27 protein-coding genes and 1 riboswitch are annotated in these 26,325 nt (G+C 48.7%); of the genes, 4 read left to right on the forward strand and 23 right to left on the reverse strand.

Features of this window, described 5'->3' with window-relative positions; translation table 11 throughout:
* From Pmgp_RS14225 to Pmgp_RS14240, 4 genes are all read right to left on the reverse strand, one after another.
* Nucleotides 1–1,358: AAA family ATPase (locus Pmgp_RS14225; protein WP_134214646.1), on the reverse strand; the 1,358-nt coding region annotated here is incomplete at its 3' end.
* Entirely contained in the window at nt 1,342–1,917 is a 576-nt protein-coding gene (locus tag Pmgp_RS14230; RefSeq protein ID WP_134214647.1) for a hypothetical protein, read from the reverse strand. The genes Pmgp_RS14225 and Pmgp_RS14230, both read right to left, overlap by 17 nt.
* 377 nt (nt 1,918–2,294) lie before the next feature.
* Nucleotides 2,295–3,629, reverse strand: coding sequence for a 30S ribosomal protein S12 methylthiotransferase RimO (gene rimO, locus Pmgp_RS14235; protein ID WP_134214677.1), 1,335 nt, complete (start codon nt 3,627–3,629; stop codon nt 2,295–2,297).
* Between the two features lie 21 nt (nt 3,630–3,650).
* A complete protein-coding gene (locus tag Pmgp_RS14240; protein ID WP_134214648.1) occupies nt 3,651–4,148 on the reverse strand; it encodes a YajQ family cyclic di-GMP-binding protein in 498 nt (165 codons plus the stop codon).
* 152 nt (nt 4,149–4,300) lie between these two features.
* Here Pmgp_RS14240 and Pmgp_RS14245 point away from each other — a divergent pair, with 152 nt between their 5' ends.
* Together Pmgp_RS14245 and Pmgp_RS14250 are read left to right on the forward strand one after the other, a co-directional pair.
* A complete protein-coding gene (locus Pmgp_RS14245) occupies nt 4,301–5,917 on the forward strand; it encodes a DAK2 domain-containing protein (protein ID WP_134214649.1) in 1,617 nt (538 codons plus the stop codon).
* Nucleotides 5,918–5,939: 22 nt separating this feature from the next.
* The gene (locus tag Pmgp_RS14250) at nt 5,940–6,815 is read left to right on the forward strand and encodes a DegV family protein (RefSeq protein WP_134214650.1); all 876 of its coding nucleotides are present in this window, start codon (nt 5,940–5,942) and stop codon (nt 6,813–6,815) included.
* 29 nt (nt 6,816–6,844) lie between these two features.
* Here the strand turns inward: Pmgp_RS14250 and Pmgp_RS14255 are convergent, their stop codons facing one another.
* From Pmgp_RS14255 to thiD, 12 genes are all read right to left on the reverse strand, one after another.
* A complete protein-coding gene (locus Pmgp_RS14255) occupies nt 6,845–7,591 on the reverse strand; it encodes a helix-turn-helix domain-containing protein (RefSeq protein ID WP_192902941.1) in 747 nt (248 codons plus the stop codon).
* 19 nt (nt 7,592–7,610) lie between these two features.
* Nucleotides 7,611–8,690 (reverse strand): tRNA 2-selenouridine(34) synthase MnmH, encoded by a 1,080-nt coding sequence (mnmH, locus tag Pmgp_RS14260; protein WP_134214652.1) that lies wholly within the window; start codon nt 8,688–8,690, stop codon nt 7,611–7,613.
* 107 nt (nt 8,691–8,797) lie between these two features.
* Nucleotides 8,798–11,032: an FtsK/SpoIIIE family DNA translocase gene (locus Pmgp_RS14265; protein ID WP_134214653.1), complete on the reverse strand. Its 2,235-nt coding sequence runs from the start codon at nt 11,030–11,032 to the stop codon at nt 8,798–8,800.
* A gap of 108 nt (nt 11,033–11,140) precedes the next feature.
* Entirely contained in the window at nt 11,141–11,932 is a 792-nt protein-coding gene (gene uppP, locus Pmgp_RS14270) for an undecaprenyl-diphosphatase UppP (protein WP_134214654.1), read from the reverse strand.
* 270 nt (nt 11,933–12,202) lie between these two features.
* On the reverse strand, nt 12,203–12,415 hold the full coding sequence (locus Pmgp_RS14275; protein WP_134214655.1) for a YlzJ-like family protein: 213 nt from the start codon (nt 12,413–12,415) through the stop codon (nt 12,203–12,205).
* Nucleotides 12,412–13,242 carry a ClpP family protease gene (locus tag Pmgp_RS14280; RefSeq protein WP_427910040.1) on the reverse strand — a complete coding sequence of 277 codons (831 nt, stop codon included), beginning with the start codon at nt 13,240–13,242 and terminating at the stop codon, nt 12,412–12,414. The genes Pmgp_RS14275 and Pmgp_RS14280 overlap by 4 nt, the downstream gene beginning before the upstream one ends.
* Nucleotides 13,243–13,380: 138 nt before the next feature.
* Nucleotides 13,381–14,010 carry an MtnX-like HAD-IB family phosphatase gene (locus Pmgp_RS14285; protein WP_134214656.1) on the reverse strand — a complete coding sequence of 210 codons (630 nt, stop codon included), beginning with the start codon at nt 14,008–14,010 and terminating at the stop codon, nt 13,381–13,383.
* Nucleotides 14,010–14,633, reverse strand: coding sequence for a thiamine phosphate synthase (thiE, locus tag Pmgp_RS14290; protein WP_134214657.1), 624 nt, complete (start codon nt 14,631–14,633; stop codon nt 14,010–14,012). Before thiE ends, Pmgp_RS14285 begins: the two co-directional genes overlap by 1 nt.
* A complete protein-coding gene (thiM, locus tag Pmgp_RS14295; protein WP_134214658.1) occupies nt 14,624–15,427 on the reverse strand; it encodes a hydroxyethylthiazole kinase in 804 nt (267 codons plus the stop codon). Before thiM ends, thiE begins: the two co-directional genes overlap by 10 nt.
* Nucleotides 15,417–15,953, reverse strand: coding sequence for an SLC5/6 family protein (locus Pmgp_RS20355; RefSeq protein ID WP_243119866.1), 537 nt, complete (start codon nt 15,951–15,953; stop codon nt 15,417–15,419). The genes thiM and Pmgp_RS20355 overlap by 11 nt, the downstream gene beginning before the upstream one ends.
* A gap of 36 nt (nt 15,954–15,989) precedes the next feature.
* Nucleotides 15,990–16,628: a cytosine permease gene (locus tag Pmgp_RS20360; RefSeq protein ID WP_243119867.1), complete on the reverse strand. Its 639-nt coding sequence runs from the start codon at nt 16,626–16,628 to the stop codon at nt 15,990–15,992.
* Entirely contained in the window at nt 16,612–17,427 is an 816-nt protein-coding gene (thiD, locus tag Pmgp_RS14305; RefSeq protein WP_134214659.1) for a bifunctional hydroxymethylpyrimidine kinase/phosphomethylpyrimidine kinase, read from the reverse strand. The genes Pmgp_RS20360 and thiD overlap by 17 nt, the downstream gene beginning before the upstream one ends.
* 101 nt (nt 17,428–17,528) lie before the next feature.
* Nucleotides 17,529–17,636: riboswitch (TPP riboswitch) on the reverse strand.
* 218 nt (nt 17,637–17,854) lie between these two features.
* On the opposite strand from thiD, the gene Pmgp_RS14310 reads away from it, so the two are divergent.
* Nucleotides 17,855–18,316, forward strand: a complete 462-nt coding sequence (locus Pmgp_RS14310) for a GNAT family N-acetyltransferase (RefSeq protein WP_134214660.1) — start codon at nt 17,855–17,857, stop codon at nt 18,314–18,316.
* Nucleotides 18,317–18,835: 519 nt separating this feature from the next.
* Here the strand turns inward: Pmgp_RS14310 and Pmgp_RS14315 are convergent.
* Both Pmgp_RS14315 and Pmgp_RS14325 read right to left on the reverse strand, forming a co-directional pair.
* Nucleotides 18,836–19,342, reverse strand: a complete 507-nt coding sequence (locus Pmgp_RS14315) for a nitroreductase family protein (protein WP_134214661.1) — start codon at nt 19,340–19,342, stop codon at nt 18,836–18,838.
* A gap of 239 nt (nt 19,343–19,581) precedes the next feature.
* A complete protein-coding gene (locus tag Pmgp_RS14325) occupies nt 19,582–19,986 on the reverse strand; it encodes a pyridoxamine 5'-phosphate oxidase family protein (RefSeq protein ID WP_134214662.1) in 405 nt (134 codons plus the stop codon).
* A gap of 125 nt (nt 19,987–20,111) precedes the next feature.
* Here Pmgp_RS14325 and Pmgp_RS14330 point away from each other — a divergent pair, with 125 nt between their 5' ends.
* Nucleotides 20,112–20,435, forward strand: coding sequence for a winged helix-turn-helix transcriptional regulator (locus tag Pmgp_RS14330; protein ID WP_205078043.1), 324 nt, complete (start codon nt 20,112–20,114; stop codon nt 20,433–20,435).
* Nucleotides 20,436–20,459: 24 nt separating this feature from the next.
* On the opposite strand, the gene Pmgp_RS14335 is transcribed toward Pmgp_RS14330, so the two are convergent.
* The 5 genes from Pmgp_RS14335 to Pmgp_RS14355 all read right to left on the reverse strand — a co-directional run bounded on the left by Pmgp_RS14335 (nt 20,460) and on the right by Pmgp_RS14355 (nt 26,317).
* Nucleotides 20,460–22,124, reverse strand: coding sequence for a ribonuclease J (locus tag Pmgp_RS14335; protein WP_134214663.1), 1,665 nt, complete (start codon nt 22,122–22,124; stop codon nt 20,460–20,462).
* Between the two features lie 208 nt (nt 22,125–22,332).
* The gene (gene dapA, locus Pmgp_RS14340) at nt 22,333–23,214 is read right to left on the reverse strand and encodes a 4-hydroxy-tetrahydrodipicolinate synthase (RefSeq protein WP_134214664.1); all 882 of its coding nucleotides are present in this window, start codon (nt 23,212–23,214) and stop codon (nt 22,333–22,335) included.
* Between the two features lie 38 nt (nt 23,215–23,252).
* The gene (gene dapG, locus Pmgp_RS14345; protein ID WP_134214665.1) at nt 23,253–24,479 is read right to left on the reverse strand and encodes an aspartate kinase; all 1,227 of its coding nucleotides are present in this window, start codon (nt 24,477–24,479) and stop codon (nt 23,253–23,255) included.
* A 58-nt stretch (nt 24,480–24,537) separates the two neighbouring features.
* Complete coding sequence (locus tag Pmgp_RS14350) at nt 24,538–25,554, reverse strand: aspartate-semialdehyde dehydrogenase (protein ID WP_134214666.1); 1,017 nt, start codon at nt 25,552–25,554, stop codon at nt 24,538–24,540.
* 169 nt (nt 25,555–25,723) lie between these two features.
* Nucleotides 25,724–26,317, reverse strand: a complete 594-nt coding sequence (locus tag Pmgp_RS14355; protein ID WP_134214667.1) for a dipicolinate synthase subunit B — start codon at nt 26,315–26,317, stop codon at nt 25,724–25,726.
* Nucleotides 26,318–26,325 lie beyond the last annotated feature (8 nt).

Consider the following 26,325-nt stretch of genomic DNA (forward strand, 5'->3'; position numbering starts at 1 on the left):
TCTTCCTGGACTTTGACAATCTCAGTGATGGTTTGATGTTTTAAGTCCTGCGGCAGGGTGTCCGGGCAGACCACACCCAGTCTCGACATGCCCGAGCGGACCATGGTTTCAGCGGCCCGCAGCGCCTGTTCAAAATCTCCGGAAGAGCCTGTGCTCCGGTTGCCCAGTATGATTTCCTCCGCTACCGACCCGGCCAGCATTACCGAGATCTGATTTTCCAGATAGTCTTTGGTATATAAGTAGGTGTCGTCTTCCGGTGTCTGCCTCATATAGCCCAGCGCGTCACCGCGGGGGGTTACGGTCAAAGTTGAAACCGAACCGCTGCGGACAATTTCACTTAGCAGGGCGTGTCCAGTCTCATGCACGGCTACCCTTCTCATGTCGGCCTCAGACGGCCTTCTGTCGAGCCTGCCGCCCAGCATTACCTTATCAATAGATTCGTTAAAGTGACGCTGGCAAATTTCCTTGCACCCCTCGCGCATCGCCAGGATTGCCGCCTCGTTGGCCAGGCTTTCCAGGTGAGCGCCGGAAAAGCCAAAAGACTCCCTGGCTATTGTCTCAAGCTTTACATCTTCAGCCAGGGGTTTGTTTCTGGTATGCAGCTTTAAGATTTCTATCCTTCCTTCTTTATCAGGCAGGTCAACCTTAACCCTGCGGTCAAACCGGCCCGGCCTCAGCAGTGCCGGGTCGAGCATATCCGCCCTGTTGGTTGCCGCAATAAGCAGCACTCTGACCTTGTCATCTACTTTAAGCCCGTCCATTTCCACCAGTAGTTGATTTAAAGTCTGATCATACTCCAGATGGCTTGTCGTTTGCCCTCTTTTCCCGCCCAATATTTCAATCTCATCAATGAAAATCAGAGCGTTGCTTTTATTCTGGCGGGAGGCGCTTTCCCTGGCAGACTGAAAAAGCCTTCTTACCCTCTGCGCGCCGACACCGGCGTACATTTCTATGAATTCTGACCCTGACGCGGCTACAAAGGCAGCGTCAGTATAACCGGCCGCGGCTCTGGCCATAAGAGTCTTGCCAGTTCCCGGTGGTCCGGTCAGCAGTATGCCTTTTAAAGGGCGAATGCCCAGTTTGCGTATGCTGAAATGATTTTTAATAAAATCCAGGGCTTCCTTAAGCTCCTGAATAGCGGAATCCTGGCCGCCGATATCGCTGAAGGTAACTTCCTGGCGGCCTGTATTGCCGGTGTTCTCGAAGTTTTTCACATTTATCAGCCCGCGCATCCTGGCAAAGTAATACAGGCCGCCTCCAGCGGCAGCCAAAAACAGCAGCGGGGTAATATCGTAACCTGCAATAAGCAGGTATATTACCGCAGCCAGGCTCAGCCCTATACTAATTTCCTTGAGCATTTGTGCCACCTCCACTGCCGGATGTGCGTAAATTGCCGGCAACCTGCCCCTCGCCGCGGGGAATAACTTCATCGAGTGTGTGCCCCTGGTGCAGCAGGCGCAGGTAAATGTTTTCCTGGTCAACATAAATTTTGGCCTCAGCGCCGCGCGCCTGAGCCTCTCTGTTAACCACCGACGCCATTTCCTGAAAACTGCCCTGCGTCTGGGCCTGGTAAACGGCATACTGGCTCTGGTACCATACCTGTTCCAGTACGTCATCGCGGCTGTCGCTCAGTGACAGGGTATAAGCCTTCCGGCCGATGACCCGGACCAGTTCTTTCCGCACTTCCTTATAAGCCTGCATCAGGTTGGCGTCATAGCGTATCTTTACGCTCACCAGCAGCTGGTTATTTTCATTTTTCAGCTGATACGATTCAACAGTTTGGCTGTTATTCAGTGCGGTGTTTAAAGGCCCCTGAGTGCTGTATTTCTGGTAAAAATACTGAGCGCTGAAAATAAGAGCAATTCCGGCGAGCAGAGAAAAAACAATCACATTTATTTTTAAGCCCTTCCACTGCATGAAAATCCCCTTTCCAACTGCAAATAGCGCCGTATCGCCCCATTATTATAGCATAATGAGCTGTGACATTTCCCTAGTAAATGGCTGGGTAAAAAGCGCAAAAAGAGGACACCTATTCTTTAGAGGTGTCCAGGTTGTTGACAGAGTAGTCCACATTATTATGCAGCACCAAATATGTAGGTTCGATTTCAAATCGAACAAGGTGCGTTAGCGCCGACCTTGTCGGTCGGGTTTGCCAGTAGATTCTGGGGACATATCTCGTCAACTAAGAAATTCCTGAAACAGAGATGTGTCCCCATTCCGCTGACGACTAAAGTCGCACCTGCAATTTTTGGCAGTCCAATGTTGTTACATTTTATGAACCGGATTTTAGAATTTTAGGTGACCAGTTCCCCTTCAAGGTCATAGGGACTTGCGCTTTTAATCAGCACTCTTACAAAGCTGCCAGGTTCTAAGTCCTTACTTGATTTAAAAATAACCTTGCCGTCAATGTCCGGCGCGTCACCCTCGCTTCTGCCCTCATAGACGCGGAGCTTTTTATTTCTGCGCCTTTCCACCAATACAGAGATTTCCTCACCGATTTTACCCTGGTTAATCTCCATGGAAATATTTTTTTGGAGCGCCATGGCTTTGTCCCGCCTGGCCAGTTTAACTTCCTCCGGCACCTGGCCGGGCATTGCCGCCGCGGGTGTGCCCTCTTCGCGGGAATAGGCAAAAATGCCGACCCGCTCAAACTTAATTTTAGTCATGAAGTCAAGCAGTTCCTGAAACTCATCTTCTGTTTCACCGGGAAAGCCAACTATGAAAGAAGTGCGCAGGGTCAGCCCTGGTATGGCACCGCGCAGTTTCTCCAGCAAACGGGTAATCTCCTGAATGCCGACCCGCCGGTTCATCCGCCTGAGAACCGTATCGGCTGCGTGTTGGAGGGGCAGGTCAAGGTAGCGGCACAGTTTGCCGGTGCTGGCCAAAGCCTGGATCAGTTTATCTGAAAAAAGAGTTGGGTAGGTGTAAAGGAGTCTGAGCCAGACCAGCTCTTCAACTCGATCAAGCCCGAGCAGGAGGTCGTCCAGCGCCGGTTCCCCGTAAAGGTCAATTCCGTAACGGGTAGTGTCCTGGGCTACCAGGATCAGCTCTTTCACCCCCTGCCGGGCCAAGCCTGCCGCCTCGCTTATAACATCTTCTATGGTCCTGCTCTTGTAAGGTCCCCTGACTTGCGGAATGGTGCAGTACGAGCAGCGGTTGTCGCAGCCTTCCGCTATTTTAAGGTACGCCGAATAGGCGGGAGTGGCCAGCAGCCTTGGGTTAGCACCGGTATTGAGATGTCCCGGCTCGTTAACCATTAAAACCCTCTCACCGGCCAGTGCCTGCCTGATGGCCGCGGTGATACCCGGCAGCGCGCCTGTGCCAATAAGACCGTCTATTTCCGGTATTTCATTTAAAAGCTGTCTCGGGTAACGCTGGGCCAGGCATCCCGTTACCAGAAGGACACGGCAGCTGCCTTCATCCTTGTGCCGCGCCATTTCAAAAATTGTTTTAATGGATTCTTCTTTGGCATCATTAATAAAGGAGCAGGTGTTCACAACCAGAATATCGGCTTCCTGCTCACTGCCGGTAACTTCATAGCCTGCATCTTTGATTAAACCCAGCATGACTTCTGAATCCACCAGGTTTTTTGGACAGCCCAAACTTACCAGCCCAACTTTTAAGACCATATAAATTCCTTTCAATAATTGCTAATATGTACGGTAGTTGACAAACTGCAGGGGTATATCAAAATCATGGTCCTTAATAATCTGGATTATTGCCTGCAGGTCATCCCGGTTTTTACCGCTGATCCTGACCTGGTCCCCCTGTATTGAGACCTGTACTTTCAGTTTGCTGTCTTTAACCAGCTTGGTAATCACTTTAGCCCTGTCTTTATCCAGACCCTGGACCAGGCTTACTTTCTGACGGACCGTATCCTTGGCGCCCGGCTCGATTTTACCGTACCTCAGCGCTTTCAGATTTATCTCCCGCTTCACCATTTTTGTTTCCAGAATATCAATCACGTTTTTCAGTTTAAACTCATCATCACCAACCAGTAAGATTTCTTCACCATCAAAAATTATGTCACTTTTACTTCCCTTAAAATCAAAACGGGTGCGCAGTTCCCTGATCGACTGATCGACTGCGTTTCTAACCTCCTGCATGTCCACCCGCGATACAATATCGAAAGTGTTTTCCTTTGCCACCCCAACACACCTGCCTTATGGATTTTCTATTAAATGTACAACCTGGAACGGAAAATGTCAAAGGTTACCGTGTTTTTTGCGACAAAGCTTCCGGAGGAAATAAAGATAAAATGTCGAAATGTAAAAAGTGTACTAAGGAAGGAGACCCTGGCATGGCAGTATATACCTTTAACGGAGACGACCTGAAAATAATGCTGCGGGGGGCCGTAGACCTGCTGGAGCAGACAAAAGACGAGATTGATTCTTTAAATGTTTTTCCGGTGCCGGACGGGGATACCGGAACAAACATGTGTCAGACCCTGGCGTCCTCGTTAAAGGAAGCCCTTAACGTAGAATCACATCATATAGGACTGGTGGCGGAGGCAAGCGCCCGCGGCGGGCTGTTAGGCGCCAGGGGTAATTCCGGGGTGATTCTTTCCCAGGTCCTCCAGGGCTTTGCCCATTCATTGAGTTCAAAAGAACAGGCTTCCGCCGCCGACCTGGCAGAGGCTCTGGAAAAGGGCGCCCAGATGGCCTACAGGGCTGTACTGACTCCTGTGGAGGGCACTATTTTGACAGTGGTCAAAAAAACCGCCGAGGGCGCGGCCAACCAGCGCAGCAATGACCTGCTAAGAGTGATGGTGGCTGTTATGAAAAGCGCCTTTACCGCTTTGCAGAAAACACCCGACCTGCTGCCCGTGCTTAAGCAGGCCGGGGTTGTTGACGCGGGAGGCAAAGGTTTTGTGACAATATTGGAAGGCGCCCTGCAGGCTTTGAAATCTGCATCTCCCATGGCAAAGACAACTGCTCCGAAAACAGAAACCCTTAAAACCAGCCAGGCACAGAACCTGTCAGATTTTGAAAGAAGCCTCCAGTCGCTGAATTTTATCTATTGCACTGAACTTATGATTAAAGGCAAACATCTTGCCATAGATAAGATCAAGAGTGAACTTCTGCCCTATGGTGACAGTTTGCTGGTAGTTGGGGACAGCTGCACAGTAAAGGTGCATATTCACTCAAACCACCCCGGTCTTATCCTGGAATGCTGTCTGAAGCACGGGCAGTTAAGTGATTTAAAGATTAACAACATGTCTGAACAATACAAAGATTTTATCAGTTATGACAAAAACAACAAACCTTTTGCGGTTATTGCGGTGGGCGCCGGCGAGGGCATATCTTCAATTTTAAAGAACCTCGGCGCGGACGCGGTGCTTGCCGGAGGCCAGACCCTAAATCCCAGCACGGGTGAACTCCTGGAAATGGCCGCCCAGGCCCCTTCTGTAAAAGTGATCATTCTTCCCAACAACAAGAATATCATCCTGGCCGCTGAACAGGCCAGAGGACTTTCCAGCAAAGAGATCACCGTCATCCCTTCCACAAGCATCCCTCAAGGCATCAGCGCCCTGCTTTCTTTGAACCCGGAAGATACTCTTGAAAACAATGTCAACAGAATGAAGGAAGCACTTTCATCAGTCAGCAGCGCTGAGGTAACCAGGGCAGTAAGGGATACGACTTATAAAGACATAGTCATAAAAAAAGGACAATTAATTGGCCTGGTTGATGATGACCTGATCACCGCCGGCGATGACATGTCCAAGGTGCTGAATGATATTCTGGGAAAACTGGTGGAAGGCAGTGGTAAACTGGTTACCCTGTACTACGGTGAGAACGTGAATGCTGGTGAAATAGAAACACTGCTTGACGCTGCTCGGGAGAAATATGAAGGAAATGAATTCGAGCTGCAGCAAGGCGGGCAGCCGGTTTATGACCTGATCATATCTGTTGAGTAAAATATAAACCAAAGGTGAATTTATGAATGAAATAAGAATCGTGACTGACAGCACAGCCGACCTGCCTGAAGAGCTTATCGAAAAACACAGGATTACAGTAGTACCGTTGAAGGTTATTTTTAACGATGAAGAGCCGCTGCTGGACGGTGTTGACATAAAAACCGAACAATTTTACCGCCGCCAGGTTGAAAAGAAGGAATACTCCAAAACCTCCCAACCTGCCCCGGCCGAATTTCATAAAGTTTTCAGCGGGCTGGCCGCGAGCGGCGCCAGCGTCATTTCCATTCATCTTTCTTCCGCTTTGAGCGGCACCTGTCAGTCTGCCAGGATGGCCAGAGAGATGCTGCCGGACTCAGACATTGATGTGATCGATTCAAGATCAGCCAGCATGGGTTTAGGGTTGATCGTACTGGAAGCGGCGCGCGCGGCAGCCAGCGGTAAAACAAAAATTGAGGTTCTGGATATGATTGGCAAAATGATCTCAAAAGTAAAACTTTATTTTTTTGTTGATACTCTGGAATACCTGGCCAGAGGCGGGCGGATCGGCAGGGCACAGGCTTTGCTGGGCACTATTCTCAGCATCAAGCCTCTCCTGTACTTAAATGACGGGGTGGTTGAACCGCTGGAAAAGGTCAGGGGAAAGTCCAGGGCTATTGAAAGGCTGGCTCAAATAATTGAAGAAAAGGCTGGCGGGCGGCAGGTAATATGTTCCATAGTACACGGGCTGGACCAGGAAGGCGCGGACCAAATTTACAGCAGGCTGATACCGCGTTTGCATTGTGGTGAACCGGTTTTATCAACCCTTGGCGCCGTAATCGGCACTCATGTAGGCCCCCGCGCACTGGGAGTCATAATCATACCAAATTACACCTGCATTCAGCCGGAATATAGGCAGTGACATTATTTTTTGGGCAGCCCCCGGTCATATTATGTTCCGGAAACCTTGAATTCACGGTCTATTACCTGGCCAAAGGCGCCCAGAAAGCCCATGTTTTGCCCGTTTACAATTACTTCAACCACACCTGCGTTGCCCAGGGTAAAGGCTATTTTTTCTTTGCCCTCAAACTCCTTTGTCTGGTTGGCGGACAACTCACCCTGAAAAGAAGGAGCGCCGTCAACTACTACTCTGACCCAGCATCTGTCGCTTTTCACATTTAGCGCAACTTTAACTGTCGAGGGCTTGGCAGCGTCAACCTGTCCCGGCTGAGGCTGCTGCGGTGCTGGAACCTGAGTCTGCTCACCAGCCTGCAATTGGCTGTTTCCGCCGGCAGCCGGCCGTTTTGGCCACATGTCTTTCGTGGCGAATAATACAGAAATAACCACTCCGATGATTATTATTGCGGAAACAATATAGAGCCAGTAGCGAGGCTTTACCTGAGGCACTTGAGGCTTATTTTTAACTCTTTGAGCTGTTGGGGCTGTACTTTCCTCCGTTGCGGTCTGTTCAGGAAACTGCTGCCTGTATTCTTCCATGATCTCTTCTACTTTGACACCCAGAAATTTAGCGTAGTTCTTCAAGAAAGCCTTGGCGTAAATAGGGCCGGGCAGGACTTGAAACTGCTCCTGCTCTAAAGCCTGGATATACTTGCGGCGAATCTTGGTTTCCTCTTCCACCGCTTCCAGGCTGAGCCCCATCGCTTCTCTGGCCTCTTTTAAAGTTTTGCCAATCTCCACTGTTCCGCCCCCCATTAGATTAATCTTTTAATTTGCCGCCAAACCCCTGCTGCTTCTGATATTCGGGCAGGTTTGTCGTAAAATTGAAGACAATTTCAGACGCTCTTTCAATATCTGTCGTGTCCACACAAATACTGTAATCAGGACTGGGACCTTCAGGGTATTTGTACAAAGGATCATAATAATACTTTAAAAGAAATGAAAAAACCGGATCGAAGTTCCTTTCTTCTAGCATCCTGTTAAGCTCCTCTACTTTAACCCGACCAATTCTCTTTACTAAAGAAGAAGTCGCTTCCTGCAGTTGCTTGACATTGTCACCCGGACCGCTGGTATAAATCTCGCGGATCCGCCTGACCCGTTCGGCCAGGGGCGCGTACAACAAAACCCTGATGCCGTTTCTTATGGCGTTCATCATAGGCGGCGGGACCAGCAGGTTGCCAACCCGCCTGCTCTCGCACTCGACAATAAAAACACCTTTATCGCCTATGGAAGTCAAAAACAAAATGATGGAACTTTCAAATGACTTTTGGCTGGGGGAAGGCGGCAGGCCGATTTTTCCGAACACCGATCCCCTGTGCCGGGCCAACCCCTCCAGGTCCAGTACGGGCAGCCCTTTGCGGCCCAGCTGCAAAAGCACTTCCGTCTTGCCCACCCCGGTGAGTCCGTGCAGGACAACAGCCCGCTGGGTTAATTCTTCTTGTTCAAGAAATTCATTGACATAGCGCCGGTAGGATTTGTAACCGCCGATCACACGGTAAACGCGGTAGCCCATGGTATCCAGCACTGAGGCCATAAACCGGCTGCGCTCACCGCCGCGCCAGCAGAAGACAACCAGGTTTTTCTCGCCCGCCAGACTGTCCAACTTTCTTATCTTCGCGGGCAGCTTGGGCGCCGCCAGCTGCAGGGCCAATCTTCTGGAGGCATCCGGGCCGTCATGGTGGTATGATGCGCCGACCAGTGCCCTTTCCTCATTGTTTAAAACAGGCAGGTTTACAGATCCCGGAATAGTATCCTCCGCATATTCATTCTCGGAACGAACGTCAACCCACAGCGTATTACTCAACCGCGCAGCTTCATTAATCGTAATGTCTTCAAACATTTATGTTTGACCTCAATGTTTCCGTTCAAACCTGTTTAAATATCTCATGGCTTAGGGTTTCCTTTTTGTTTTAAAAATATCAACCAGCCGCAGCACAGTCCAGGCACTTATTTTTTTCTGAAGACCTGGTTGTACTGGTCCAGGGTCATTAGAATCGCCCTGGGTTTGCTTCCCTCATAGCCGCCGACAATACCCCTCTGTTCCATAATGTCAATCAGTCGGGCGGCCCTGGCGTACCCTATGTGCAGCCTGCGCTGCAGCATGGAAATTGAGGCATGGCCGCTCTCAATCAATATTTTTACGGCCTGTGCCAGCAGTTCATCCTCAACATCCGGCACAGCTTCATCCTCATACTCCTGGGTAAGTATTTTTTCATCATATACCGGTTCAGCCTGCTTCTTCAGGTAGCTGACCAGGTCCTCCACTTCCCTGTCCGACAGGTAGGCGCCCTGGATGCGCACGGGCTTGGAGGTGCCCACCGGGAAGAAGAGCATGTCGCCTTTCCCCAGCAGTTTTTCCGCCCCGGCCATGTCAAGAATGGTGCGGGAATCTATCTGTGAAGAAACGGCGAAAGAGATCCTCGAAGTAATGTTAGCTTTGATCAACCCGGTAATAACATCCACCGAAGGGCGCTGGGTCGCCACCACCAGGTGGATGCCCGCGGCCCTGGCCATCTGCGCCAGCCTGCAGACCGCATCCTCAACATCGGCCGGCGCCACCATCATCAGGTCAGCCAGCTCATCTATGATCACCACGATCAGGGGCAGCGGCTGTCCCGTGCCGGGGTCCTTGCTTTTAAACAGCTTGTTATATCTGGTTATATCCCGCACACCGGCCAGGGCAAACAGCTCATAGCGGCGCTCCATTTCCCTGACCGCCCAGCGCAATGCCGTGGCCGCCTTTTTAGGGTCCGTCACCACAGGGTTGACCAGGTGAGGAATACCGTTATATGTGGCCAGCTCAACCATTTTGGGATCGATCATCAAGAGTTTTACTTCGTCCGGTGTGGCCTTGAAAAGAATACTTGTAATCAGCGTGTTCAGACAGACACTTTTACCCGACCCTGTAGCGCCCGCGATTAATAAATGAGGCATTTTGGCCAGGTCGGTAACAATGGGGTTTCCTGCAATATCCTTTCCCAGGGCTATACTGAGCCTGGAGCCGGCCTGGGTAAACTCCTGTGTTTCCAGGATATCTCTGACGTGGACCATGGAGATTTCTTTATTAGGCACTTCTATCCCAACAGCGGCCTTGCCCGGAATTGGCGCTTCGATGCGTACGCCGGGAGCAGCCATGGAAAGGGCGATATCATCAGCCAGGCTTACGATCCGGCTGACTTTCACCCCGGCGGGAGGCTGGATCTCGTAACGGGTAATGGCCGGCCCTTTCGAAACCTGGATTACCTTGGCCTTCACTCCGAAGCTCTCCAGGGTTTCTTCCAGAATGCGGATATTTTCGTTGATATCCTTGTTCATTCTGATATTTTTCACTCTGTGCGGGCGTGACAGGATAGAGAGTGAAGGCAGTCTGAAGGATAAAGTGTCAGCCTGGGATCCAATGGGATAAAATTCCTCAATGTCGTCTATTTCTTTAGCGGCAGGAGGACTTGCCTCAGTATTTGCCTCAACCGGGACGTCCGCTTTCTTTTTGGCGGCAGCGGAAAAATCTAAAACCCTCTCTTTTTGATTATTTTCTTTACTGCCCGTCGGGCTTTCGATTATGGAAAACTGCTCTCCCTCGTGGTTAATTATCACCGGCGCGGCATGCTCTGCCTCCTTTTCATCCTCAACCTCGGTGAAAAGAAAATTGGTCATGCCCTCAGTCCCTTTTTTTAAAGCATCCCTGGTCCTCAGCGAAAAACCTTTAGCCATAGCCGCCGCTGACAGGTTGGTTAACAGAAGCAGCCCGATCAGACCGAGCGTAATCAGTATAATGTAGGTCCCCACAATGCCAAAAGATTTACGGCAAACATAACTTATCAGCGCCCCGATAATCCCTCCTCCGTCACCCGACACACCGGCTTTAAAGGAATCCTCAAGCGGGATAATGAGGTGGAAAAAGGACAGGATCACTAAAAATAAAAGGACAATACCGTACATCCTCTCGGAAACACTGGTGCGGCTCCTTTTATGCACCAGCCTGGCCCCAAGCAGCAGCAGCAGCAGCGGGAACAGGTAACGACCCTCGCCGGCAATGCTTTTCAGGATCTTGTCGATCACACCGCTCACCAGCCCGGACGCTGGTGAAAGCAGGCAGACGATGCTTAATACGCCAAGCGCGATCAGGGCGATCCCGAATATTTCATATTTAAGCTCTTCCTTAAGCTGGCCCAGCGCTCCCATGCGTCACCCTCCAGAAATAATATACCACAGATTGGGCAAAAATCCTTTAAATACACATAAAATAGCCTTCCCGCAACAGGGGAAGGCTAATTAAACCAACTAAAACCCCTAAAACGTCCTGACTATAACCAAACCTATGATCGCCAGCCCCAGCGCGAAACGATACCAGACAAACATGGTAAAACTGCGCTCAGTCAGGTACCTCAGCAGGAAGCCGATGGACAGGAAACCGACCACGGCGGAAGAAACAATGCCGATGATAAAAGGCAGGGTAAAATCGCCTGCTGATATATCCTTTAACTTCATGACGCCCGCCCCGAAAATGATTGGCGTGGACAGCAGGAACGAAAACCTGGCTGCGGTTTCACGGGTAAACCCGAGCGACCTGCCGGCGGTCATGGTAACTCCGGAACGGGAAACGCCCGGGATGATGGCAAATGCCTGTGACAGGCCGATCAGCAGGCTGTCCGCCAAAGACATCTCCATAAGGCCTTTTCTTTTGGCCGCCCGCCGGTCCACCAGGTAGAGGATTACGCCCATGGCAATCAGCATGACAGCTATAAGCAGCGGGTTCCGGAAGGTAGTCTCAGCCTGGTCCTCCAAGAGGTACCCTGCCAGCGCGCCGGGTATGGTCGCCGCCACCAGGTACCAAAATAAAGATGCCCTCTTAGTGCCACTGCGCCTTATTATCGCCTCACTGAACAGCTCCAGCCAGTCCCTCCAGAAAAAAGCCACCACGGCCAGGAGCGTGCCCATGTGCAGCGCCACGTCAAAAGACAGGCCTGGGTCCTGCCAGCCAAAAGCCCATGGCGCCAGGACCAGGTGAGCGGAGCTTGATATGGGCAAAAACTCCCCCAACCCCTGAACGACTCCCAGCACCAGCGCCTGAAATACCGTCAAACCAAACACCTCGTTCCATCTAAACTACAGCACCTATTATACCATGGCAGCCCTGTCCAAAAAAACAAATTAATCTCTTTTCATATTGAATATTGCTCACCCGGAACTGGACAATGCACCAATATACGTTTATTTTGGATTCAATATATCGCAATTATTGTGGTTATTATCGCTATAACACTCTCATTTAGTACAAGAATTATTATCGCGCCTAAAAGAGATTACATTATGACAAAAAAGAAAAATCCCGGCAGAGCCGGGATTTTGTTTTCAGCATTCGATCAGGCTGCCGGGGGTCATTTCAGGCCGCAGGTAGTCGTAAGGGTTGGTGCTTAGAAGTTTTACGATCCTCCTCCTGCCGTAGCCAGCTCCTTCGACCAGCATCCGGACTCCTTTATAGTCGATTTCTTTATATTCCGGGTACTCTGTTTTGTCGAAGCCTTCCAGCACCAGTTCCAACTGCATGGGTGTGTATAAAATCACTGCAGCGGCACCTCTCTCCGGTTCATTTTCCAGGCTTCGATCAGGCTGTTCAGTTTCTTAACGGCGTCTCCTATACCCCCGACCTCGTCGATCAGCCCCACTTCCACCGCGTCCTTGCCGATTAACACCGTTCCGATGTCCCTGGCCAGCTCTCCGGTCCGGAACATCAGTTCACGAAATTTCTCCTCTGTGATCTTGGAGTGCTCTATGGTAAACCGCACAACCCGGTCCTGCATCTTATCGAGGTATTCGTAGGTCTGCGGCACACCGATGACCAGGCCGTTCAGCCGGATCGGGTGGATGGTCATGCTTGCGGTATTGGCGATATAAGAATAAGCAGTGCTGACCGCAATCGGCACACCAATCGAATGCCCGCCTCCTAGAACTACAGAAACGGTCGGCTTTGACATGCCGGCGATCATCTCCGCTATGGCCAGCCCAGCCTCGACGTCACCGCCTACCGTGTTTAAAACAATTAAAATGCCCTCTATTTCCTGCGCCTGTTCAAGCGCCACCAACTGCGGGATCATATGCTCATACTTGGTGGTTTTATTCTGGGGCGGCAGTACCAGGTGACCCTCAATCTGGCCGATGATGGTCAGGCAGTGGATGTTGCTTTTAATTTCAGGGATTTGGGTAGCGCCGACTTCCTTTACCACCTCCAGGGTACTTTTGGCCTTGCCTGATACCCTTTTATTGTGTCTTGGCTCCTCTCCCGGCTCATCATCTTCTTTGCGTTCGGGCGCCGGTTCTCTGTCCGGTGCATGGTCAGGCTCGGGAGTATAAGGGAATAAACCTGGTTCAGGTTCAAATCCTTGCATTTTCATTGCTTTCACTCCAGACAATTTTTAATATAAAACTCTCTCTGTCAGCACCTTTAGTATGCTTTTATAACAAAAAAAATACACGGGCATACACCAGTGTATTTTAGTTCAGAAGAGTTTTTTCAGCTGCCGCACCTGACATTACCGGGTTTGCAGGAAAGAAATAATATCATCGAAGCTTGCAAAATACCTGGCGCTGACACCATTTTCCCTGCAGTATTTATAAAGGGTGCTCCTGGCAAAAATAATGTCAGCCTTCATGGCCGGGCAGGTGTCGGAATACCCGTCCCCAACATATATGACCAGGTCTCCTTCACCCTTCAGCCGCTCCATCAGCTTTGTTTTACAGGTGCCGCAAATACCGCAGTCAGGGTTGGCATTGAGACACTTTATTTCAAAACCCTGCTTATAGATCATCCTGTTGGCGAAATACGGCACCTCTATCTTATACTTTTTAAATACGGTTTCAAGACAAAAATCGTACCCGTCGCTCAGCACATAAACCTGATAACCCTTGTCCCTGCAGTAACTAAGAAAGTCCTTGAAGTAGTCATCTATTTCCATGGTTTCGATCAGTTTTTTCACTTCACTGAGGCCTGCCCGGAACAGCTTAAAGGTCATATTGGCGCATTCTTCAGTGGAGATCTCCTTCCTCTCCCACTTGGCGTTGATCTCCTCCCAGCCGCTGTCCGCAAAAGCCTCCACCATAGCCGCGCAGGTGTCTTTTTTGGTGATGGTGCCGTCAAAATCTATGAAAATGACTATACTCATTATGCCCTCCAGATATTTTTCAGGCACCTGGCGTTTTCCTCAACCTGCGGGCTGCCCAAAATCGCGGAAATCACGGAAAGACCGTCAACTCCTGATTTTTTCACTTCAGCCGCATTGGACCGGCTGATTCCGCCAATAGCCACGACGGGTATGGAAACGCTTTCCTTAATTGTTTTAATCACTTCAACACCTATGGGATCAACTGTGTCAAGCTTGCTGCCGGTAGGGTATACCGGCCCTGCCCCGAGATAATCGGCGCCGTTTTTCTCACCATAAGCCGCCTCAGCAGTGTTGGACACGGAGTAGCCCAGTATTTTATCCGGCCCGAGGAGTTTTCTGGCAACCTCCAGGGGCAGGTCTTCCTGACCCACGTGCAGCCCGTCCGCATCCACAGCCAGAGCTATATCCAGCCTGTCGTTGATGATCAGCGGTACATTACAGGAATTGGCCAGCTCTTTTAATTCTAAGGCAATATGGTAAAAATCCCTGCTGCACACGTTCTTTTCCCTCAGCTGCAAAAGGCTTACTCCGCCCCTTATGGCCTCTTCCACCGCTGCAAAAAGACTTCTGCCTTTGAGTATGCCCCTGTCGGTAACCAGATAAAGGCTGTAATCTACAGGCATGATATCTTCCCTCCATTTAAGATGTCCTCTTCAGTCAGGTTGTGCAGGCAGTCAAACAACCTCATCCTGAAGGTCCCGGGCAGCTGCTTCTCCAGAGAATTAGCCGCCATTTCCCCGGCCAAACTCATAGCCATTAGCGCGGCGGCGCTGGAAGTAAACCTGTCTTCAGTGACACCTGCCGCCGCTGCGGTAAGCGCGCCAACCATACAGCCCGCCCCTGTGATCCTGGTCAGCATGGGCGTTTGGTTGTGAATAAAGCAGACCCTCTCACCGTCCGTGATTATGTCAGTTTCCCCAGTAGCCGCAACTATTGTGTTATACTGTCTGGCCAGAGACACACAGGCTTCAACCGCCCCCTGCCCGTCATCTATGGAATCAACACCCCTTACCTTTCCAGCATATCCCGCGAGAAATTTTATTTCACCGGTATTTCCTTTAATCACGGAGATTTTGGCATTTTCAAACAGTTCCTTAATTATGGTCATTTTTCTGGGGATAGCGCAGCAGGCAACCGGGTCCAAAACAATAGGCTTGTTCAGCTCTGAGGCCTTCCTGGCGGCGAGTAACGCCGCTTCTTTTTGTTCCTCTGTTAAAGTGCCGATATTAATGTATAATGATGAGATCAGGCCAGTAAAATCCTCGACCTCGGTTTTCGCTTCACACATTGCCGGTGAGGCCCCAAAACAAAGCAGTATATTGGCACAGTCGTTTATGGTCACATAGTTGGTAATGGCCTGGACCAGCGGGGTCTTTTCCCGTACGGATCTCAATACTCCGGCAATACTACTGAGCATATTTCTCCTCCCCCTTTAAAACCAGAACTTTTTTTATAAACCTGAAAAGAGCGTACACAACCAGTGTAATCGCCATGGCCGGCATGGTTGCGCCAATAAGCAGGTCCTGCTCAATAACTATATAGTATGAAGCCACTCCGACCGCTGACGCCGCCAGGCCGAGCACATTGAACAACTCTCCGGACCGGTTGTCTTTATAAATAAAGTAATCTGCAATTACAACTGAGAAAACGGGCGCGAAAAGTGAGCCGATCATGTAGAGGAAATTCTCATAATGCTCCATGGGGAAATACATGGCCAGCAGTATGCCCAGGGCGCCAAAGATTATAATCAGGTTTTTCTTGGACACTTTTGAAGACAGGTTTAGTGTTGACATAACGGCGGAATACACATCAAGGAAGGTAGTGGTGACAGTTGACAACAGCACCACAAGCAAGGCTGAAAACCCCAGGTTGAGGCTGGTTAATACTCCAATTGGGTCTGGTGTGCCCGCGTATATTGAGGAAACCAGCCCTATCACATACATAAATGAGCTTCCGATAAAATATCCCGCGAAACTGCCTCAGAAGCTGCCCCTGGCACTTTTGCCCAGCATGGTGTAATCAGAAATCAGAGGCAGCCAGGTCAGCGGCATAATAATACTAAGTTCAAGCGCCGCTCCGAAGGAAATGTTTGAAGCTATTTCTTTTATTTCATTGCCTGCCATAACCGATTTCAGCATAAGCAAACATAAAACCAGAAGAAGCACCACAGCAACATTGTTTACTGTGTTAATCGCACTTTCGGTATTCAAAGCCCATATCAGAACCAGAACGCCTGTGATTACCACTAAAATATAAAAGTTTTCAAAACCGAAGAGCTTGCCAGTGATCGACTGCAGCGACCTGGCGCTCTGAATAAGCATAATCGCCGTCCAGCCGATAAGCTGGATGATATTAAAGAATGAAATAATGTATGACCCGTATTTGCCCAGCGACAGGCGGCTGGATTTTAAGGAGGGGCTTTTTTCTTTAAAACCGATTACTCCGACCAACGCCAGAATCAGTGCGCCAATCAGGTGCCCGGTCAGGATTACGAATAAACCCTGTTTCAGGCCAAGAGGCGCGATCAGGCTTCCTGTCATTATCTCCGCCAGGGAGACGGCTGCTCCGAACCAGAGCGTAAAAAAGCTGAATCCTCCTGTTTTACTCGCTTGGCTCATTTATACATCCATCCTTTTTAAATAGATTCCAAAAATGATTGGTAGGTCCTACACCATGTCCAATTTCCAATGAATGTTCGATAGCACCGTTGATATATTCCTTCGCCAGCCTGGCCGCTTTCTGAAAGGTGTATCCCCTGGCCAGCAGGGCGGCTATGGCTGAGGAAAAGGTACACCCGGTGCCGTGCGTGTTCTTTGTTTCTATCCTTGTCCCTGTTAAATACTCAAAGCTTTCGCCGTCATACAGCACATCAACCGCGTCACCGGTTAAGTGACCGCCTTTTACAATCACTTTTCTTACTCCGAGATTATGAATCTTCACAGCCGCTTCTTTCATCTGCTCCAGGTTTTCAATTTTAGCACCGGTAATAAGTTCCGCCTCGAACAAATTAGGTGTTACCACTTCAGCCAGGGGAAACAACACCTTAAACAGTTCATCCTTGGCTTCCTCCCGCAGCAGGTGGTAGCCGCTCTTGGAGACCATAACCGGGTCGACCACAATATTAACAGCATTGTTCTTTTTCAGGCACTCGCCAATCACATCAATTATTTCTATACTCGACACCATACCCACTTTGACGGCGTCGATTCTGATATCTTCATAGAGGTAGTCGATCTGCTTTTTAATGATATCAACATCCAGTTCCCGCACATCGAAAACGCCCATGGTGTTCTGGGCGGTGATTGCGGTGATTACGCTCATGCCGTATGCTCCCAGCGCGCTGAAAGTTTTCAGGTCCGCCTGGATGCCCGCGCCGCCGCAGGAATCAGAGCCCGCGATAGTCAAAACGGTTCTCATCTAATCCCTCCATCCATTTTAAATGCAAAGCTGTGCCAACCACCCCCCCAAAATTGAAATAGCCTTTTACCCTGAATGGGTAAAAGGCTAGAAACGCACCTAATTAACGTCTTTGCATTCCCTACGCTGGCATTACCCAGATCAGGTTCATTGGGTCAGAACTTACATTCTTTCTCAGCTGAATCGCTTCAGCTCCCCGTTGCATTTATTTTATTGTCTTTTCAATACATGGATTAATTTTAAGATATCAGATGATATCAATGAAAGCAAGAGAAATTTATACGCATTTTCAGTTGTAAAAAAAATATACTTTAAAATCATCAAAATTTGTTGACTTGTTATAAATTATGTTATTATTTGAGTACACTGAAACTTACCAACCTGATATCTTTATGTAAGGTTAAAGGACTTTAGGAGTGGAAAGAAAATGACTGGCGTTGTACCGCAGTATCTTATCAGAAGGGCAAATCTAAACGACATAAGCAGCTTAATTAGATTGCTGGGAATCTTGTTTTCAATAGAAACCGATTTTGCTGTCGACGAATCCAAGCAAAGACGCGGTCTGGAAATTATGCTGGGTAACCCTGACAATCGATGTGTAATGGCAGCGGAAATAAATCAAAAGATCGTGGGAATGTGCACGGCACAGCTTCTTGTATCTACCGCCGAAGGCGGGTTGGCTGCTTTAATCGAAGACTTGGTAGTTGAAGACGGCTATAGAAGATACGGGATAGGGAAAAACCTGCTCTTTTCGGTTGAGAGTTGGGCAGTTCAAAAAGGAGCGAGACGTTTAGAACTGCTAGCTGATAGAGACAATACCCGTGCTTTGGAATTCTACAAAAAAATGAACTGGAAATACACGCGGCTTATCTGTCTACATAAAAAATAACATTTTGTCAGGTTTTGAATATCTTTATGGGAGGGTTACAATTTATATGAAGCAGCTGAAAAACTCGGTTTGGAAGAATCTACATTAACTAAAAAAAAGAAGAAATATAATATTTACACAAGAAAGATGGAACGTGATTAACATAACATCTATATCTACCCAAAATATAATACGTGAAAATTATCATGTTTTACATGACAATTTTCACGTATTGAAAATTTATCTTTACTTAAGAAACATTAAAAACAGGGAGTATTAGGAGACTAAGCCTTCCTTAGACAAGTATTTAGCCCGGAAAAGTGTTGGCACGGCCTCATAAGTCTGTGCTTTTTTAATTGCTAAATATGCTGGCATGAATATTGCTTAAATATAATGCAAGCTAAAAAAGCTTAACTCTTACTTTTCCCCAACAATATATTCTCTACTTCTTTTGCCTTTTGACAAGGAGCAGTCAGTTTTATTTTAGTATTTCTTGTCATTTGGCATTTTTTTTGGGATAAACCGTTTTTCTGCTTCCTCTTACCAGCCGTTGCGATGCACCCTGGTTTCATCATAGCGCGGGCCGGGGTTCTTTGCTGAAGCCGGGTAGCCTAGAGCAATCCCGGAAAACGGGACTATATGCTGCGGGGTTTTGAGCAAGCGCCGCAACCCTTCCACCCGTTCCTCTCTGGGATACATCCCCAGCCAGCATGCCCCGAGTCCCTTTGCCTGGGCGGCAATTAGAATGTTCTCTGTCGCAGCAGCGCAGTCCTGAACCCAGTAGTCAACACCAGGATATTTATTCCGGTTCAAATCCGCGCAGACAATAATCGCCGCGGGAGCGTGCTTCAGCATTTTGGAATGCGGGTGGAATTTTGTAATACCTTCCATTAAAGAACGTTCAGTGAGGACAACAAAGTGCCATGGACGTTCGTTCCCCGCTGACGGTGCGCACATCCCCGCCTCCAAAAGTTCGGTAATTAAATCATCGGGAATTGCCTTATCTAAATAATCCCGTACACTTCGCCGTAGTATAATTGCTTCCATAGTGTTAACTCCTTTCATTTTTTTTATCTTGCCTGATTTTAATTAAATATTATACCATTTTATTTTTATCATCCAGAGTTTCACTCAATATGATTACAGGAAAAGCCTGGCTCCCATTTCAAAAGCTTTTTGACAGTCAATAGGGAATACTTCCTTTCTTCTCTGTGCTTTTTTCTCAGGGTCAAAACGGTCGGCGACCACCTTTGCATAATCTTCAAACTGATAGGTGTCAAAGCTGATCAGAACTCAAAAATTCTTGGCGGCTCTGGTGAAAAGTCATTGATTACAGCTTTTCCATGTTCTAAATAGAAAGCTTTGAAAACGGGGTTGTCCGGTGTCTGGTAAAGTCCTTCGAGCATAGGCGCTGCCTCAAACATTCTTTCTTTTTTCTTGATATCCTCGTCGAATTGGATTTTCCCGCTTACTCTTACCCAGACCATGTCTTTTGTTGTTTTAGAGTATTCGATATATGGCACACTGGTGAGCTGTTTATAAACGTCCTTTTCGCTGGACGTGCAAAAATAGAGCCTGCCGTTTTCCTCAAACATAAATCCCCACGGCCTGACCCTGGGCTTTCCATCGTCAACTGTAGCCAGATATCCAATAGCTGAGCGGTCATTCAAAATGTCCAGTACTTCTTTCATGAGTGAAACCTCCATCCGAAACTTATTTTCTATATACTTTATTATTTTATATCCTAGTTTTAGATCTGTTAAGTATGCACTTTTTTGTTATATACTAAATAAAAAGTAAGTAAAGGAGCCCCGGCATGAGTATGGAAAAAGAAGTAATAAAATGCCCTGTAAATTATACCTTATCGATCCTTGGCGGCAAGTGGAAATGGGCAATCTTATGGCAGATATCCCGGCAGGAAGTAATCCGGTATGGTGTTTTAAAAGACTCCCTGCGGTCAATCGCGCACAAAACATTGAGTCAGCAGCTGAAAGAATTGGAAAACAGCGGTTTAGTTCATAGAAAGCAATACAATCAAATCCCGCCTAAAGTCGAGTACTCTCTTACCGAGAAAGGAAAAACACTGATGCCTATACTGGAGTCAATGGCGCAGTGGGGCAGCATCAATATGACAAAATAAAAGCCGCCTGGCAGCGGCTTTCTACTAAATCTCCATGATGATTGGTAAAACCATTGGCCTTCTCCTTGTTTTTTCGTAAAGAAATTTGCTCAGAGCATCTCTTACCTGAGATTTTATTGACGACCACTCTGAGACGCCCTTTTCCGAACATTTTTCCAAAGCGCTCTTAACCCTGGCCTTGGCTTCCTCCAGAAGCTGTTCCGACTCCCTTACGTAGACAAAACCCCTTGAGACAATGTCCGGGCCGGCTACAACCTCTCCAGTCGCGTGGTCGATGGTCAGGACCACGATCAGGATGCCGTCCTGGGAAAGCAGCTTGCGGTCCTTTAAAACAATGCTGCCCACGTCTCCGACGCCCAGCCCGTCGACCAGCACCCTCCCGGCGGTCACCCTGCCGGTCATACGTCCTGAACGGCGGCTGAATTCCAGTACCTGTCCATTTTCAGCAACAAAAATGTTTTCAGGCTGGATGCCGACATCCTTGGCCAGTTCAGCATGCTTTATGAGCATCCTGTATTCCCCGTGCACAGGTACAAAAAATTTAGGCCGGACCAGGTTGAGCATCAGCTTCAGTTCCTCCTGGTTAGGGTGCCCGGATACGTGGATTTCGGAGGCTGTCTCGTAAATAACCCGCGCTCCCTGCTTGAAAAGCTGGTCAATAATGCGGGCTACCAGCTTTTCATTGCCTGGTATGGGCGTCGCCGAGATAATGATCGTATCGCCCGGCATAATGTCCACCTGCCGGTGGTCGGAAAATGCCATCCTGGTCAAGGCCGACATCGGCTCACCCTGGCTGCCTGTGGTGAGAATAACTATCTTGTTCCTGGGCATCTTGTTGGCTTCGTCGAGATCAATCAGGAGACCGTCCGGAATATCCATATAGCCCAGTTCATTGGCTACAGTGATTACATTTACCATACTCCTGCCAACAACGGCAACCTTGCGGCCATGCTTTTCGGCGGTCTGGATCGCCTGCTGCAGCCTGTGCACGTTTGAAGCGAAGGTGGTAATAATAATTCGCTCCGTAGCCTGGCGAAAGTTTTCGTCAAAGGTGTTGCCGACTACCCGCTCGGACATGGTATAGCCGGGCTTTTCCGCGTTAGTGCTGTCGGACAACAGAACCAGGACGCCTTTTTCCCCTAACTGGGCCAGCCGGTGAAAATCGGTAACCTGTCCGTCCACGGGGGTCAAGTCGAACTTAAAGTCACCGGTATGGAACACAACCCCCATCGGTGTATGCAAAGCTACTGCTATGGCGTCAGGAATGCTGTGTGAAACCCTGATAAATTCCACCTTAAAAGGACCTATCTGAACGATGTCCCTTGGTTTTACCGTATGCAGCAAAGCCTCACCCAGGACGTTTTGCTCCTTGAGTTTTCCCTGCAGCAAACCAAGGGTCAGTTTAGTACCGTACACAGGCACGTTTAAATGCCGCAGCACATACGGCAGGGCGCCGATATGGTCCTCATGGCCGTGGGTCAGCACAATCCCGAGTACAGATTCCCTATTATCCAGCAAATAAGTAATGTCCGGGATAACTATGTCTATACCGAGCATTTCCTCTTCTGGAAACATTAAACCGCAGTCAATAATTAAAATGTTTTCCCCAAGTCTCACCGCCATCATGTTTTTGCCGATTTCCCCCAGTCCTCCCAGAGGAATAAGGGACAATTTGGGTTCTTTTGCCAATTCCGCACCTCCCTACCCTTACATAAAAAAAATTTACCGGAATGGTGAGACAAGTTAAGGAGAAGGCGGGGAAACACAATTTGACTGCAGTTTTAGTGCCGATTTCTTGAACTTGGTTATAATTATAATTTATTCTACCATCTTAAACAACATCATATCCGTATTTAAGGCCGCGGCAAAAATACCGCAGCCTTTATTCACAATGCATTTAAAGATTGTAGCCTTCCAATAGAGCCTTGAGTGATTCTTTCTCGGAATCATTGGCCTCTACCAGGGGCAGCCTGGGCGGGCCTACCTGCCAACCCGCCAAACTCAAGCCGTACTTGATGGGAACAGGGTTGGTTGTAATAAACATTCCTTTGAATAAAGGGAACAGTTCAAGATGTATTTCTGTTGCCAGGGTTATATTGCCCGAAGTAAAGGCGTTGACCATGTCCTGCATTCGTTCGCCAACCAAATGTGACGCCACGCTAATAACACCCTTGCCGCCCAGCGCCAAGATGGGCAAGGTTAAAGAGTCATCACCGCTGTAAATAGAAAAGTTATCCGGCAATAAGAGACTTAACTCACTGACCTGGTCCATATTGCCGCTGGATTCCTTGACTGCCACGATGTTATTTATCTCAGACAGCCTGGCTATAGTCTGAGGCAGTACGTTTATGGAAGTCCTGCCGGGAATATTATACAGTATAACCGGCAGGTCGGTGCTCTCGGCCACCGTCTTAAAATGTTTGAAGCAGCCTTCCTGGGAAGGTTTATTATAATAAGGCGCCACCAGCATGACACCGTCAATACCAACTTTTTGAGCGGCCTGGGTGAGTTTGATACTTTCCGCTGTTGAATTACCGCCGGTATTTGCTATTACTGAAGCCTTGCCTCCCACCTCTTCAACTACCACTCTGTACAGTTCAATCTTCTCTTCTTTGGCAAGTGTGGGGCTTTCTCCTGTACTGCCGGTCAAGACAAGCCCGTCGGATCCGGATTTGATTAAATGCCTGGCCAGTTTTCTCGCCAGGTCGAAGTTTACACTCAAGTCCTTGTTGAAAGGTGTAACCATGGCTGTCAAAACACGTCCAAAATCAATGTTCAAGTCTTTCACCCTCTTTTAGAAAATTCCCTCTGGCTCTACTACATTTCCCGGCTGAACTTCTCGTGCAAAGCGCGGATGCTTTTACCCGCGTCTTCCATTTTAACCAGTACCCATATTGTAGTATAAGAATCGGCAGACTGCAAAATTTGGATACCTTCTTCTGCCAGGGCCTCCACTATTTTAGCCATTACTCCCGGCACACCTGTCATCGCGGCGCCCACAGCCGCGACTTTGGCGCAATCCGGCAGCACCTCGGGGCAGATCCCCATATTCACCAGGATCTGAACAGCCTTCGCCGCAACCGTATTTTTCACAGTGAAAAATACTGCCTCCGGATGCACGTTGATAAAGTCTACACTGATCCCGGCCAGTGCCATAGCTTTAAAAATTCGCTTCTGAAAATCAGGCACGTCTCCGGCATCTTTTGTAACAACTTTAATCCTGGTGATATCCTGTATATGGGTTATGCCGGTTATAGTCCGGTCACTGGTGATATCAATAGCCCCTTTAAAAACTTCCTCACGTGATGTTACCAAAGTTCCCGGCGCGTCACTGAAGGTGCATTTTATCCTCAGGGGAATCCCTTTCTGCATGGCAATTTCCACCGCGCGCGGGTGAATCACCTTGGCTCCCTCGTGCGCCAGCTGGCAGATTTCATTATATGTTACAACATCCAACGGCCTGGCATCGTTAACGATGCGCGGGTCCGCCGTCATAATGCCGTCCACGTCAGTATAGATATCAATTTGCGCCGCGTCCAGGGCCACACCAAGCGCAGCCGCTGTGGTATCGCTGCCGCCCCTGCCCAGCGTGGTGACCTCGCCTTCCGCCGTTACACCCTGAAAACCCGCCACCACCACTACCTTTCCTTCCCTGGCATGCCGTATTATATTTTCCGGGTTAATTCTTAGGATCCTGGCGTTATTAAACGAGCTGTCAGTTATGATCCCGGCCTGCGCGCCGGTTAGAAAAACCGCGGGGCAGCCTGTCTTCTGTATGGCGGCGGCCATGATCACTCCGGATATTATCTCGCCGCAGTGCATTAACAGGTCCGATTCTCTTGGCGGCAGCTCATTGCCGCTGTCCTGGGCAAAAGAAAGCAGCGTATCTGTAGCATAGGGGTCACCTAGTCGCCCGATCGCGGAAACAACAACCACGGGCACGTAACCTTCCTGCCTGGCCCCGGCTATTTTCGCGGCAGCTTTCGCACGCAAATCATCGCTGCTAAGTGAAGTTCCCCCAAACTTCTGAACAATAAAATTCATAGACCGGTCTCCTTAGATCATCTTCAGGGTGCCGGCAATCGAAAGTAAGGAAGGAATATTATTTTAAAAAGCTGCCGTATTTTACTACAAGTTCTGCGATCTGAACTGCATTGGTAGCAGCGCCCTTACGGATTTGGTCCGCTACCACCCATATATTCAAGCCGTTTGGTATGGAATTATCCTCCCTGATCCGCCCAATAAACACCTCATCAAGATTGGAGGTAAAAAGCGGCATGGGATACTTTTTGTTTGCCGGGTCATCCAGTACTATTATGCCTGGAAATTCTTCAAATAACTTTTTGGCCTCAGCGGCTGTGACTTTTTTCTCCGTTTCAATGTTTATAGCTTCCGAATGGCTGCGATATACCGGCACCCTTACTGTGGTTGCGGTAATAGCTACGGAGTCGTCATGCAGTATTTTTTGAGTCTCCCTGACCATCTTCCACTCTTCTTTGGTATAATCCATGTCCATGAAAACATCTATGTGCGGTATCAGGTTAAAGGCAATCTGGTATTGGAATACTTTGGGGCTGGCCTCGCCCCCCGCAAGGACATCACCAGTCTGTGACACCAGTTCGTCTATTCCTTCCCGTCCCGCTCCCGAAACCGCCTGGTAGGTCGCCACAACCACCCTTTTAATTCTGGCTGCGTCATGAATCGGCTTGAGGGCAACCACCATTTGGATGGTTGAACAGTTGGGGTTCGCGATAATCCCCTTGTGCCACTTGACATCCTCCGGGTTCACCTCAGGCACTACCAGCGGAACCGCGGGGTCCATCCTGAAATTGCTGCTGTTATCAATGACAACCGCTCCCCGCTCAACCGCCGCCGGCCCGAATTCCTTACTGGCCGCGCCGCCGGCGAATAGGGCGATATCCATCCCCTGAAAAGAATCAGGAGTAGTAGCCTCAACAATATAAGGCTTGCCTCTGAAGAGCATTTCCTTGCCCGCAGAGCGGGTTGTCGCACATAGTCTAAGCTCTCCTACCGGAAAGTTCCGTTCTTCCAGAATCCTGATCAGTTCCTGTCCAACTGCGCCGGCGGCGCCAACGATGACCACATTGTATTGTTCCAAATCTCTTTCACCTCGATGTGAAAATTTTTGTTATATATTTTAAAGCCGGCGGCTGCTGCCAATCAGCTCACTTTTCATACTAAAATTGTTATTTAGAAACTATATACAATTATTAATTGAATTTTAAAAAAAATCAACAGGTATTATCCCGGTAATTACTAAACTTTTTTTACGAAGGTTGATAAGAAACTAAAACTGGTTGATACTGCTTGCCTTTTAGAGCTTCTATGATTGTATCCGCGATCAGTTCCCACCTGGCTACTAAGGAATTCGGTTTTTCTACCGGATTATCCTGTCCGAAAGGCACCATGTATATATTTTTAGCATTGAGCAGCAGCCCGATGTTCTTGGCGTTCATCCCGAGCCCGTCGTTGGATGATATGGCCAGTACCACTGGACGTTGATTGCGTAAGTGGGATTTTACCGACATTAACACAGGGCTATCGGTGATGCCGTTGGCTATTTTGGCCAAGGTGTTCCCAGTACAGGGCGCCACTACAATAATATCAAATAATTTCTGAGGACCTACACACTCTACCTCAACCATTGTACTGAATGCCTTGCGACCAGTTATATCAAGGAGCATCTTTTTCCACTTCCAGCTTGTACCGTACTTTGTATCTATGGTATCGACAGCGGTACTTATGATTGGAAACACTTCCGCCCCTTCATCAACCAGGTGCCGCACCTGAGGCATGACCTGTTCCATACAGCAATAAGACGCAGTCAAACAAAATCCGACTTTGATCCCTTTCAAACTCATAAAAGCAC

This window comes from Pelotomaculum propionicicum (assembly GCF_004369225.1).
GTDB classification, from domain to species: domain Bacteria; phylum Bacillota; class Desulfotomaculia; order Desulfotomaculales; family Pelotomaculaceae; genus Pelotomaculum_B; species Pelotomaculum_B propionicicum.